This is a genomic window from Streptomyces tuirus, from assembly GCF_014701095.1.
GTDB lineage: Bacteria > Actinomycetota > Actinomycetes > Streptomycetales > Streptomycetaceae > Streptomyces > Streptomyces tuirus.
Map to the genome: position 1 here is coordinate 3,907,306 of NZ_AP023439.1, position 11,898 is coordinate 3,919,203.

The following is an 11,898-nucleotide window of genomic DNA, read 5'->3' on the forward strand; positions in this document are numbered from 1 at the left end:
GATCTTGGGCAGGGTCTGTTGTGCCAGGTCCACCTTGTCAAGACGACATCCGGCCCGCGCAAGTGTCGCCGGGCTGAATCACCACAACCCCCATACGTAACCCGTGGGTTCAACCGTTGTTCACCAGGGCGCCCGGCTCTCGCACACATGCGCCCCTACGGTCACGCTGACACCAAGGGCATCCATGGGGAGAGTAAGAGTGCGCAAGCTGCTGCCGTTGATCGGAACACCGTCCGGTTCGCACCCCGGCGGCCGGTCCGCCATGACCTGTCGTTTCCGGTGTGGTGACGCCTGCTTCCACGAGGTGCCCAACACCAGCTCCAACGAGTACGTCGGTGATGTGATCGCCGGTGCGGTCGGCCGCCGGTCGATGCTGCGGGCCGCGGCCGTGGTGACCGTGGCCGCCGCGGGCGCGGGTGCCGCCGGTGTCGTACAGGCTCCGCGGGCCGCCGCCGTCCCGGCCACCGGCGGCCCGTCCACCGGCGCCCCGTCCGCCGCTGCCGCCTCCGACGCCGCCCGGCGCGCACACAAGGGCGCGCGCGGGCTGCGCTTCGCGCCCGTCGCGCCGAACACCACCGACGCCGTGACCGTGCCGGAGGGGTACCGGCAGAACGTCGTCATCCGCTGGGGCGAGCCCATCCTGCGCGGTGCGCCCGCCTTCGACCCGGAGAAGCAGACCGCGAAGGCACAGGCCGGGCAGTTCGGGTACAACTGCGACTTTCTCGCCCTGCTGCCGCTGCCGGGCGAGCGCGGGCGGCAGCTGCTCGTCGCCAATCACGAGTACACCGACGAGATCCTGATGTTCCGCGGGTACGACGCCGCCAACCCGACCCGAGAGCAGGTCGAGGTCGCCTGGGCCGCGCACGGGCTGTCCGCCGTCGTGGTGGAGGAGGACCGCGGGAGCGGCAAGCTCACCGCCGTCACCCGGCACCAGCTGAACCGGCGGGTCACCGCCACCACCGCCTTCCGGCTCACCGGGCCCGTCGCCGGGTCCGAGCTCGTGAAGACCTCCGCCGACCCGACCGGCACCAAGGTGCTCGGCACCCTCAACAACTGCTCCGGCGGCGTCACCCCGTGGGGCACGACCCTGCACGGCGAGGAGAACTTCAACCAGTACTTCGCCAACAGCGGCCGGGCGACCGACAAGCGCTACGGGATCGGCACCGGGGCGAGCGAGCGGAAGTGGGAGAGGTTCGACAAGCGGTTCGACGTCGCCCGGGAGCCGAACGAGGTGCACCGGTTCGGGTACGTGGTGGAGTTCGATCCGTACGACCCCGCATCCACGCCCCGCAAGCACACCGCTCTCGGGCGCTTCAAGCACGAGGCGGCCACCGTGCGGCTGACGCACGACGGGCGGCCGGTCGTGTACTCCGGTGATGACGAGCGGTTCGACTACTTCTACAAGTTCGTCGGCAGCAAGCGGATGAAGCGCGGCTCCTCCCGTGCCGTGCGTGAGCACAACCTCTCCCTGCTCGACGAGGGCACGCTGTACGTCGCCAAGCTCACCGGTGACTCCCCCGCCCTGGAGATCGACGGCACGGGCAAGCTGCCGAAGGACGGCGAGTTCGACGGGAGCGGCGAGTGGATCCCGCTGGCCACCGCCACCGCCGAGGGTGCCGTCTCGCACGTGGACGGGATGAGCGCCGAGGAGGTGTTCGTCTTCACGCGGCTCGCCGGTGACAAGGTGGGCGCCACCAAGATGGACCGGCCCGAGGACATCGAGCCCAACCCGGTGACCGGCAAGGTCTACGTCGCGCTGACCAACAACACCAACCGCGGCGTCGGCTCCAACGCCAAGGCGAACGAGGCCAATCCGCGCCACGCCAACAAGCACGGCCACGTCCTGGAGCTCACCGAGCGGTGGAACCGGCCCGAGAGCACCCGGTTCGCCTGGTCGCTGTTCCTGGTCGCCGGTGACCCGGACGACCCCGCGACCTACTTCGCCGGGTTCCCGAAGGACGCCGTCAGCCAGATCTCCTGCCCGGACAACGTGGCCTTCGACCCCCACGGCAACCTGTGGATCTCCACCGACGGTGCCCAGCTCGGCTCGCACGACGGCTTGTTCGGAGTGGCGACCCGGGGCGAGCGGCGCGGTGAGCTCAAGCAGTTCCTGACCGTGCCGAAGGGGGCCGAGACCTGCGGCCCGATCATCCAGGACCGGCGCGTTCTCGTCTCCGTGCAGCACCCGGGCGAGATCGACGGTGCGTCCGTGGAGACGCCGGCCAGCGCCTGGCCCGACGGGCCCGGCACGTACGTCCGCCCGGCGGTCGTGGCCGTGTGGCGTGCCGACGGGCGCGACATCGGCGTCTGAGCCGTCCGGCCACAAAGGCTCGTTGGCGACAGCGGTTCAGGGCAGGGCCGGGCTCGGGGGTCTGAGAGGGCTCCCGGGTACCGGCCGCTCCGGCTCCAGCCACTCCCGGTAGGCCGGTGCCTGCCGGGCCACCTCCCCGTACGCCTCCTCCAGCGCGGGGTAGACGCCGTCGAGGTCGGTCTCCGTGCGGGCCGCGGCGAGCAGCCGTACGCCCAGCGGGTCGCCCTTGATGCGGCGTACCGCCATGTCGGGCCGGGGGGTGCGGGTCGGCTGGCAGACGGTGACCACCTCGCCGGTCGCGACCAGGGCGTCGGCCGTGTGGTAGTCGCCGTGCAGGACGTGCGGGCTGACCCGGGCGGCGCGGAACATGCGCTGGACGGCGTCCCATTCGCCGTCGACCGTGGGGTCGATCATCCAGCGGTCGCCGGCCAGGTCGGCAACGTCGATCTCCTGCTTCACGGCCGCCGGATGGTCGACCGGCAGGGACACGCACTGCGGTTCGCGCTCCACCAGGACGCGGACCCGAAGCTCCGAGGGGATGCGCAGTGGGCAGCCCTCCACCTCGTGCACGAAGGCGACGTCGAGCTGGCCGTCGGCGACCATGCGGAGCAGGGCGTTGGGCGAGACGTTCATATGGAGGCTGGGGTTCTGGCCGCGGGCGCGCAGCCGGCGCAGCCAGCCCGCCAGGGCCTTGCTCGCGGTCGAGCCGATGCGGAGCTCGGCGCCGCCGGACGCCGCCGCCCTGGCCTCGGTGACCAGCAGGTGCAGATCGGCCATCAGCGGTCGGGCGCGGCTGAGGACCAGGCGGCCGAGCGGGGTGGGGCGGCAGCCGGTGTGGGAGCGCAGGAAGAGCGGTCCGCCCAGCTCCTGCTCGATCCGGCGCAGCTGTGTGCTCAACGACGGCTGCGCGACGCCCAGTTGCCGCGCGGCACGGTGCAGACTGCCGGTGTCGGCTATGGCGCACAGCGCGCGGAGGTGCCTCACCTCGAGCTCCATGCTCCGTGAGGGTAAAGCGGAATGGCAGCGTTAACCAGCCACATAATTCATCGCTAAACCAGGTGAATTGGGCAGCCGATAGCGCGGTCCTATCGCCGGTTGCCATCATCACAGGCGCCGCACAGGCATCGAGACTCACCGGTGAGACTCAACCCCACCCAAGGAGTCCTCGATGCGAAAGTCCCTGTCCTCCCTGGCGGTTCTCGGTCTCGGCCTCACGATGGCCGGACTCGGAACAGCAGCCCCGGCCGCGGCGTCCCCGTCCGCGGAGCCCCACGCCGGGTTCGTCGCCAAGTCGTCCCCGTCCGCCCGGTCGGCCGACTCCGACGCGAGCCGAGCCTTCTTCCAGGCGGTCCTGGAGTCCGTCGCCGAGAAGCGCGCCGAGAACCCGAGTGCCGCCGCGGCCGTCACCGTCGTCTACGACGCCTCCCGCGCGCCCTCCTTCAGCGCCCAGATAGCGCGCAGCACCCAGATATGGAACAGCTCGGTGTCGAACGTGCGGCTCCAGTCCGGCTCCGCGTCGGCGGCCGACTTCAGCTACCGGGAGGGCAATGACTCCCGCGGCTCGTACGCCTCCACGGACGGCCACGGCAACGGCTACATCTTCCTGGACTACCGGCAGAACCAGCAGTACGACTCCACGCGGGTCACCGCCCACGAGACGGGTCACGTCCTCGGTCTTCCCGACCACTACTCGGGCCCGTGCAGTGAGCTGATGTCCGGCGGCGGTCCCGGCCCGTCCTGCACCAACGCCGTCCCGAACGCGGCCGAGCGGTCCCGTGTCAACAGCCTGTGGGCGAACGGCCTCGCCGCGGCGATGGACAAGGCCCTGGAGAAGTCGGCCCGCTGAGATCCCGACGCGGACACGGCCGCCCCGCTGCTGTGCGGGGCGGCCGTGTCCGTCTGCGCGCACCCGGCCCGGGTCAGCGCCCTTCGTGCAGCGTGAGGTCCGTGACGACCGCGCGGTGGTCGGTGCCGGCCAGGTCCAGGATGCGGGTGCGGCTCGCCCCGAAGTCCTCGGACACCAGCACGTGGTCGATCTGCGCGCCGAGTGTGGGTGCCGTCCGGGCCGGCCAGGTGACCGTGCGGTCGGCGCCGTCCAGGCGGGAGGCGTCGCGCAGGCCCGTGTCGAGGATGCGCCGGAAGGCGGCGTGGTCCTGGGAGGCGTTGAAGTCGCCGGCCAGGACCAGGGGGGTGCCCGGGTCGGTGCGGGCCGCGTCGCGCAGCGCGCCGAGCTCGTGGCGCCAGAGGTCGACCTGGCCGGGCAGCGGCGGCATGGGGTGGGCGAGTTGCAGCCGTACGGCGTGCCCGTCGACGTCGGCGACCGCCCCGGGCATGCCCAGCGTGCCGCGCACGCCCTCGGTGGGCCGGAGCGGGAAGCGGCTGAGGATGACGGAGCCCTCGGAGCCGCCGCCCTCCACGGCCCGGCGGTGCGGATAGTCCGGGGAGAGGTCCCGCTTCAGCAGCGTGTCGCAGTCGTAGTCGCACTCCTCCACGAAGAGCACGTCCGGTTTCTCGCGGCGGACGGCGGTGACGAGGGAGGCGGTGCCCTGGCCGAACTCGACGTTGGAGGTCAGCACGCGCAGTTCGGCGACCGGCCGGCCCGCGGGGTCGTCGACCGTGCCGTACGGCTCGATGAACCAGGCCAGCATGCCGAGCAGGATCACGCCCCACACCGTCCCGGTCCACCAGCGGGACAGCAGCGTGAGCAGCAGCCCGGCGGCGGTGGGGACGAGCAGCCAGGGGAGGAAGGCGAGGAACTGGGGGACGGGGGTGAAACCGTCGCTGTCGGCGGCCCGGAAGCCGACGATGACGCTCACCCCGGCGAACAGCAGGCCGGCACACCAGGCGCCGGACCGCCGTCCGGGCGGGCGGTGCTCGCGCCCGTCGTCCCTGGCGGTCCACTCGGCAGCGGCGGTGTCCAAGGCCCGGCCTTCCGTTCGCGGGTGGGGTGCCCGAATCCTCCCTCAAAGACGGGGCGGGGCGGGGGAAGGTTGCCGGGCATCGACCCGGGTCAGGAACTCCTCCAGCGCGGCGTCGAACACCTCCGGCCGTTCCAGGTTGGGCAGGTGGGCCGCGCCGTCGACGATGTGCAGCTCCGCGTCCGGGAGGGCCGCGTGCAGGGCCAGGGCGTCGGAGACGGGCGTGAAGGTGTCGTCCGCTCCCACGACGACCAGGGCCGGGACGCGGACGCGCGGCAGCAGGGCGGTGTAGTCGGGGCGGCGGGCCCGGGCGCGCAGGGCCGCGGCGGCGCCCTCGGGGGCGGTGGCCGTCATCATGCCGTGCACATGCGCCTTGACCTCGGCGGACGCGTACGGGGCGACCATCCGCTCCAGGACCTCGTCGGCGTAGCCGCGCATGCCCTCGGCGAGGAGGCGGTCCGCCATGGCGTCACGGGTGCGCACGCCCTCTGGGGTCTCCGCCGCCGGGAAGGTGTCCGCGAGGACCAGGCCGCGGACGCGCTCGGGGAACAGGCGGTAGCAGTCCATGACGATCTGCCCGCCCATCGACAGGCCCGCCAGGACGAACGACTCGACATCCAGGTCGTCCAGCAGGGCCTCGATGTCCCGGGCGAATCCCGAGAAGTCCGCGACGGCCGGGGTCGTGGGGGAGGCGCCGTAGCCACGCAGGTCGGGTGCGACGACCCGGCGGGTACCCGGGAACCTCTCGAGCTGCGGGGCCCACATCGTGCGGTCGAAGGGGTGGCCGTGGACGAGGACCAGGGGTACCCGATGCGTGTCGGGGCCTTTGTCCTCATATGCGAGGAAGGGTGCCATGACGTCGACCCTAGGCCGCCCAACTACTCGGTGCAATAAGATCTTTGCTCTCGGTGCAATCCAGGGGTCCAAGGGGGAGACCGGCCGATGAACGACTACCGGCGCATCGCCGACCGCATCGCCGACGACATCGCCACCGGGCGGCTGCGGCCGGGTCAACGGCTGCCGCCGCAGCGGGCGTTCGCCCGGCGGAGGGGCATCGCCCCGTCGACGGCCGGGCGGGTGTACGGCGAACTGGTGCGGCGCGGGCTGGTCGTCGGGGAGGTCGGGCGCGGCACCTTCGTACGGGCCGCACCGGACGGCCCGGCCGGGCAGGCGCTCACCGAGCCCGGCCCGGCCACCGCGCCCGTCAACCTGGAGCTCAACTACCCGTCCACGCCCGGCCAGCCGGAGCTGCTCGCCCCCGTCCTCGCGCCACTGCTGCGCCCCGACGTGCTGGCCGAGGCGCTGTTACCCGCCGCCGCGACCGGCACCGAGGCCGCCCGGGAGGCCGCGGCCACGCTGCTCGCCACCCCGGGCTGGCGCCCCGCTCCGCAGCGGCTGCTGTTCACGGGCAACGCCCGGCAGGCCATCGCCGCCGTGCTGGCCTCGCTGGTCCGGCCGGGCGGCCGGGTCGGGGTGGAGCAGCTGACGTATCCGCTGGTCAAGGAGATCGCGGCGCGGCTCGGCATCACGCTGGTGCCGCTGGCCCAGGACGCGTCCGGGCTGCTCCCGGAGGCCGTGGCGGCCGCGCACCGCTCGGCGCCGCTGTCCGCCCTCTACGTGCAGCCGACGCTGCACAACCCGACGTCCCTGACGACGAGCAGGCCGCGGCTGCTGCACCTCGCCCAGCTGGTCCACGACCTGAACCTGCCGGTGGTGGAGGACCGCATCTGGTCCTTCCTCCGGGAGACCGGTGATCCGCTGGCCGCGCACGCCCCGGACCTCACCCACGTCGTCGACGGGCTCTCCAAGCGGGTCGCCCCCGGGCTCACCGCGGGATTCCTCGTCGTGCCGCCGCACCGGGTCGACGCCGCGGCCCGGGCCGTGCGGTCGGGCGGCTGGAACGCGGGGCGGTTCGCGCTCGAGGCGGCCGTGCGGTGGGCCGGGGAGGGGACGGTGGCGCGGCTGGTGGCGGCCAAACGGGCCGACGCGGCACGGCGGCAGCGGATCCTCGCCGAGGAACTGGCGGGCTTCACCGTGCGGTCCGACCCGGGTGCCTACTTCGCCTGGTGGGAACTGCCCGCGCCGTGGCGCGCGGACACCTTCACGGCCGCCGCCGCGGCCCACGGCATCGCCGTCACCCCCGGTCCCGCCTTCGCCGTCGCCCCCGGGCACACGCCCGACGCCGTCAGGGTCGGGCTCGCGTCGGCTCCGGAACCGGATCTGCGACGGGCACTGCGGACCCTCGCGCATGTCGCCGAGCGGCGAGCCGGGGACCGTACCGGCCCGTGACCCAGGCACCGGCCGCCACCGCCACCCCCAGCAGGCACAGCAGCAAGGACACCGTGCGCAGGGTGGCGGTGAGGGCGTCGTAGACGGCGCCCGCGGCCGGGCGGTGCAGGGCGTCCGGCAGGTCGGCGAGGGTGAGGCGGCGGCCGATCGCCACCGCGAGGACCAGCAGCGCGCCGCCCAGGGCCGTGCCCAGGCCGAGGGCGGTGACCGCGCGGCGGCGGGACGCGGCGACGGCGATCGCGGCGAGAGCGAGGACGGCGGCGGCCAGCGGCAGCCAGAAGGCGGCGGTGTCCAGCACGTGGTACCCCTTGCGCAGTCGGTCCACGTCCTCGGCCGGCAGCACCGGGATCCGCGTGTGCGTGACCGGGATGCGATGGGCGAACGGCACGTGGTCGTCGGAGAATTGCTGCTTCACCCGGGCGATGACGGGAGCGGCGTCGACGGTGACCGGGGCTCCGCGGGCGCCGTCGTCGCGCAGGGCGCGCAGCACCGCGTCGTGCACGGCCCGGTTCGCCGCGTCCCAGGCCACGCGGTAGGCCTCGGTGCGGGTGAAGGAACGGGCCGCGTCGTGCACGAAGGGCCCGACCGCCCCGCGCAGTGGCCCGGTGTCGATCTCGCGCCGCCCCGCCTCCCGCATGACACCGTCGCCCATGGCCTCCGCCACCGCGTGCCGCACGTCCGGGTCGGCGGCGAGCGGCGCCATCGTCCGCACGTAGCGGCCGGTGTCGGTGAGCCCGTGGGCCGCCCAGGACGCGAGCGCCGCGAACGGCAGCAGCAGGCACGCGAGGGTGAGCAGAACGCCCGACAGGACGTTCCGCGCTCGTGGGGGCGCCTTCTCGGGGCGGGGCGCCCGGTCGTGCTCGGACACCCTTCCAGGCAACGGGCCCCGGGCCCGGCCCGCGAGCGCTGCGACGCCCTCCGCCCGGCCGTCCACCGTGCCGAACGGCTCTCCACCTGCGGGAAACGGGGCAGCCCGGCTCCGGTGCCGGGCTCCCCCGAACGGGTGCCCCGGTCCGGTTCCGGTTCAGCCGATGCGCCGGCCTTGGGCGTCCTCGTGCGTGTAGTAGCGGTAGAACACCATCGCGAAGACGGCCGCCCCCACCACGAGCCCCAGGCCGCTGGAGCTGAGCACGGACGCACCGGACTGGCTGTACAGGAAGCCCGTCGCAGCGCCCGCGAAGACGAACCAGCACAGCGCGTGCAGTTCGCGGCGCAGCAGCGGCGCCACCGCGCACACGGCGGCGAACAGCGCGGCGAACACGAGCGCCGTGACGAAGCCGAACAGCAGGTTCCAGCCCGTGATGGGCCCGGCGTCGCGCCGGATGGCCGCGGCCCAGTAGCCGTAGGTGAGCCCGAGCACCAGGGGCAGGCCGACCTTCACGGCGAGGTGGGTCCGCGCGCCGAAGACATCGGGCCGGCGACGTGGCGTGATCATCCTGCGTGAGGCGGGTGCCGCATGAGCCATGACAGCTCTCCTCTCTGTCCCTGCCCCTGGAACCAGGGCACACCTGCGGGCAGCTGCTGGCAAGTCGGCGGCACGGGGGAACGGGATGCGACCGGTGCGGGCCCGTGTTTCGCTGGGGCCGTGAGCCGCCACCGCGAGGGCCAGGGCCCGCTCGTCCGGCACGCGCGGGCCGGACGCCGCGACGTCGTGCGGCGGCAGGAACTGCTGCGGGTGCGGGGGCACAGCGTGGCCTGGGTGCCGCCGCTGCTGCTGCTCGTCGCCATCGCCGTGGCCGACTACCACACCATCGGCGAGTTCCGCATGATCTCCTGGATCGTGCTGGTGCCCGCCATCGCCGCCTCGCTCTGCGGGGTGTGGGGGACGGCCCTCTTCGCCGTCCTCTCCCTGGTGACGTACGCCGTCGCCGACAGCGCCTGGCCGCACGAGTACCGGGCGGGCCGCGCCGACTTCGTCCTCGTCGCCCTCGGCGGCATCCTCGCCACCCTGGCCTGCGCGATCCGCGTGCGCGACGAGAACCGCGCGCTGCACATGAGCGACGTCGCCGACACCGTCCGCCGTACCGTGCTGCGCCCGCTGCCGGCCGGCTGGGGCGGCCTCGACCACGCCGGTGTGTATCTCACCGCCGACGCCGACGCCCGCGTCGGCGGCGACTTCTACGACATCCAGCCCGGCCCGCACGGCACCCGGGTGCTGGTCGGCGACGTGCAGGGCAAGGGCCTGGGGGCGGTGGAGGCGGCGGCCGCGCTGCTCGGCGCGTTCCGTGAGGCCGCGTACCACGAGACGGAACTGGTGACGGTCGCCGAGCGGCTGGAGACGCGGATGATCCGGCACCGCGGGCACACCGTCGCGCTCGGCCGCTCCGACGGCGACCGGTTCGCCACGGCCGTCCTGCTCGCCTTCCCCGACGACGAGACGGAGGCGGTGGACGTGGTGCTGTTCGGGCACGAACCGCCGCTCGCCGTCGGGCCTGCCGGGGTGCGCACCCTGTCGGCCGGGGCCGGGCTGCCGCTCGGCTTCCGGGGGCTCGCGCCCGGCCCGCCGGAGATCCGGCGGTGGCGGATCTCCGCCGACGAGACGCTGCTGCTGGTCACGGACGGCGTGACCGAGGCCCGCGACGGCACCGGGGCCTTCTACCTGCTCGCCGACGAGGTGACCCGGGCCGTCGCCGAGGACCCCGGCACCGCCGAACCGGCCCGGCTCGCCGCCTTCGTACGGGACGGCACACTGCGGCACGGCGGTGGGCGTCTGGCCGACGACACCACGGTGTTCACCGTCCGCAGGAGACCCGGGGCCGAAGCCCCCGAAGGCGGACGTTTGCGGTCCTGAGACCCACCTTTGCAGCCGCAGCGGTTACGGTGCTGACGTACGTGATCGACACAGGGGGTGGGGCGATGCCCGGAACCGTGCTGCTGCTGGCGGCCTCGCCGGTGGGCAGGGGGCGCCTGGTCGACGCCGCCTCGGTGCTCCCCGTCCTCGCCGCCGTACCGCCCGCGGTGCTCTCCGGCACCGACACCGCGAACGTCGTCGAACTCGCCGACCCACTCGAGCCGCAGGCCGTCCTCACCCGGCTGCGCGCCGCCGCCGCGGCCCCCGGGCCCCTCACCGTGTACGTCACCGGGCAGCTCCAGCTCGACCGCCGGCAGCGCCTGCCCCACCTGGCGCTCGCCCGCACCACCGCCTCCACCGCCCGCTACACGGCCTTCCCCTGGCACTGGTTCCGGGAGGAACTGCGGCTCAGACCGGCCGGCGCCACGACCCTGCTGCTCGACCTGCATGCCGACGCCGAGACCTGGGAGCTGCTGCGGAGCACCCCGCTGGACTCGGGGCGCGGCAACGCCGTTCACGGTCGCATCGCGCCCCCGCCGTCCCGGCGCACGGTCGCGGTCCCGGCGTATATGAAGGCCGTCGCGACGATCCTGCGCAGCGGACTCCGGCCGCCCGTCGAGCAGCTGCACCAGCAGGCGCTGACCCGGATCGCGCCCGAGAGCGCGGCCACGGACCTGGTGCTGAGCACGTCCGGCCCGACGGGCGGCGATCCGCACGCCGCCCTCTCCGCCGCCGTCCGGTCCGGCCGGCACGCGGACGCCGACGCGCTCGCCGCCCGACACGAGCAGGCGGCCGTCACCGCGCACGGGCCCGCCTCCGAAGAGGCCCTGCACTGGGCCGAGGTACGGGCCGACCTGGCGATGTTCGCCGGGGACGCCGCCCGCAGCTGCCGCACCTGGCTGATGATCGCCACCGCCCGTCTGAACGCCGGGCAGGCGCCGGACGCCCCCGCCGTCGAGGCCGCCGTGGACCGGGCCCACCACCAGTGGGGCCAGGTCCACGACCCCGCCCCCGCCCGTGAACTGGGCGCCTCACTCGCCGCGTTGCGCGGGCGGGTGCCCGGGCGGCGCGAAGGAGCACTGGACCATGTGCAGCGCCAGCTGAGGCAGTTGCAGACCCAGGGCTGAGTCGCGTGCGCCGTGTGCGCGTGGCGTGAAGGGGGCGTGGGATCGCGTGCGCAGGTCACGTCACGGGTCTGCCGCCGGGGCCTGACCCGGTGTCATGATGGCGGGCATGACAGAGGGGGACCATGTGGCTGTCTTAGGCGTGCGCGTCCGGCTGGGGGCCGGCGCCACCGTGGACGACGTCAGAGCTCTGAAGACGTGGCTGAAACGCGAGGAGCCGCTGGAGGAACTGCTCTCCGGCCGGCATCTGCGCATCGAGGAGCGGACCGGCACGGACGGAACCCCGGGACGCCTCGGGCCCGACCTCGAACTCGTGCTGGAGATCCTCGGTGACGTCGTCACGCTCGCGGCGCTCACCGAGTACACCGCACGCGCGGTGAAGACCTGGACGAACAACCGCCGCCGGCTGCAGGGCGGCGATCCCGATCCGCAGATCCGCCCACTGGACCCCGACGGGGAGTAGGC

Annotated in this window: 11 protein-coding genes; 6 read left to right on the plus strand and 5 right to left on the minus strand. The window is 73.9% G+C overall.

The annotated features are described in order from the left end of the window. Positions 1-199: 199 nt before the first annotated feature. Positions 200-2,311: a PhoX family protein gene (locus tag IGS69_RS17960; RefSeq protein ID WP_190901005.1), complete on the plus strand. Its 2,112-nt coding sequence runs from the start codon at positions 200-202 to the stop codon at positions 2,309-2,311. A 36-nt stretch (positions 2,312-2,347) separates the two neighbouring features. Here IGS69_RS17960 and IGS69_RS17965 read toward each other — a convergent pair whose 3' ends face one another. Next, positions 2,348-3,307, minus strand: coding sequence for a LysR family transcriptional regulator (locus tag IGS69_RS17965; RefSeq protein ID WP_190901007.1), 960 nt, complete (start codon positions 3,305-3,307; stop codon positions 2,348-2,350). 172 nt (positions 3,308-3,479) lie between these two features. Between IGS69_RS17965 and snpA the strand changes: the two genes are divergently transcribed. Beyond that, complete coding sequence (snpA, locus tag IGS69_RS17970) at positions 3,480-4,157, plus strand: snapalysin (protein ID WP_190901009.1); 678 nt, start codon at positions 3,480-3,482, stop codon at positions 4,155-4,157. A gap of 73 nt (positions 4,158-4,230) precedes the next feature. Here the strand turns inward: snpA and IGS69_RS17975 are convergent, their stop codons facing one another. Together IGS69_RS17975 and IGS69_RS17980 are read right to left on the minus strand one after the other, a co-directional pair. Then, complete coding sequence (locus IGS69_RS17975) at positions 4,231-5,232, minus strand: endonuclease/exonuclease/phosphatase family protein (RefSeq protein WP_190901011.1); 1,002 nt, start codon at positions 5,230-5,232, stop codon at positions 4,231-4,233. A gap of 42 nt (positions 5,233-5,274) precedes the next feature. Then, positions 5,275-6,084, minus strand: a complete 810-nt coding sequence (locus IGS69_RS17980; RefSeq protein WP_190901013.1) for an alpha/beta fold hydrolase — start codon at positions 6,082-6,084, stop codon at positions 5,275-5,277. An 87-nt stretch (positions 6,085-6,171) separates the two neighbouring features. On the opposite strand from IGS69_RS17980, the gene IGS69_RS17985 reads away from it, so the two are divergent. Then, entirely contained in the window at positions 6,172-7,518 is a 1,347-nt protein-coding gene (locus IGS69_RS17985) for an aminotransferase-like domain-containing protein (protein WP_190901015.1), read from the plus strand. On the opposite strand, the gene IGS69_RS17990 is transcribed toward IGS69_RS17985, so the two are convergent. Further along, on the minus strand, positions 7,415-8,386 hold the full coding sequence (locus IGS69_RS17990; RefSeq protein WP_232543557.1) for a hypothetical protein: 972 nt from the start codon (positions 8,384-8,386) through the stop codon (positions 7,415-7,417). The genes IGS69_RS17985 and IGS69_RS17990 overlap by 104 nt on opposite strands. A gap of 156 nt (positions 8,387-8,542) precedes the next feature. Further along, on the minus strand, positions 8,543-8,983 hold the full coding sequence (locus IGS69_RS17995; RefSeq protein ID WP_190901017.1) for a hypothetical protein: 441 nt from the start codon (positions 8,981-8,983) through the stop codon (positions 8,543-8,545). Between the two features lie 120 nt (positions 8,984-9,103). On the opposite strand from IGS69_RS17995, the gene IGS69_RS18000 reads away from it, so the two are divergent. From IGS69_RS18000 to IGS69_RS18010, 3 genes are all read left to right on the plus strand, one after another. After that, positions 9,104-10,309 (plus strand): PP2C family protein-serine/threonine phosphatase, encoded by a 1,206-nt coding sequence (locus IGS69_RS18000; protein WP_232543558.1) that lies wholly within the window; start codon positions 9,104-9,106, stop codon positions 10,307-10,309. Between the two features lie 65 nt (positions 10,310-10,374). After that, positions 10,375-11,436, plus strand: a complete 1,062-nt coding sequence (locus IGS69_RS18005) for a hypothetical protein (RefSeq protein WP_190901021.1) — start codon at positions 10,375-10,377, stop codon at positions 11,434-11,436. Positions 11,437-11,560: 124 nt separating this feature from the next. Next, positions 11,561-11,896, plus strand: coding sequence for an effector-associated constant component EACC1 (locus IGS69_RS18010; RefSeq protein ID WP_232543559.1), 336 nt, complete (start codon positions 11,561-11,563; stop codon positions 11,894-11,896). The last annotated feature ends 2 nt before the right edge of the window (positions 11,897-11,898 follow it).

Bases quoted from the DNA above. Each gene is read 5' to 3' on its own strand.
- IGS69_RS17965 (WP_190901007.1), bottom strand. From the start codon at position 3,307: ATGGAGCTCGAGGTGAGGCACCTCCGCGCGCTGTGCGCCATAGCCGAC.
- snpA (WP_190901009.1), top strand. From the start codon at position 3,480: ATGCGAAAGTCCCTGTCCTCCCTGGCGGTTCTCGGTCTCGGCCTCACG.
- IGS69_RS17980 (WP_190901013.1), bottom strand. From the start codon at position 6,084: ATGGCACCCTTCCTCGCATATGAGGACAAAGGCCCCGACACGCATCGG.
- IGS69_RS17985 (WP_190901015.1), top strand. From the start codon at position 6,172: ATGAACGACTACCGGCGCATCGCCGACCGCATCGCCGACGACATCGCC.
- IGS69_RS17995 (WP_190901017.1), bottom strand. From the start codon at position 8,983: ATGGCTCATGCGGCACCCGCCTCACGCAGGATGATCACGCCACGTCGC.
- IGS69_RS18005 (WP_190901021.1), top strand. From the start codon at position 10,375: ATGCCCGGAACCGTGCTGCTGCTGGCGGCCTCGCCGGTGGGCAGGGGG.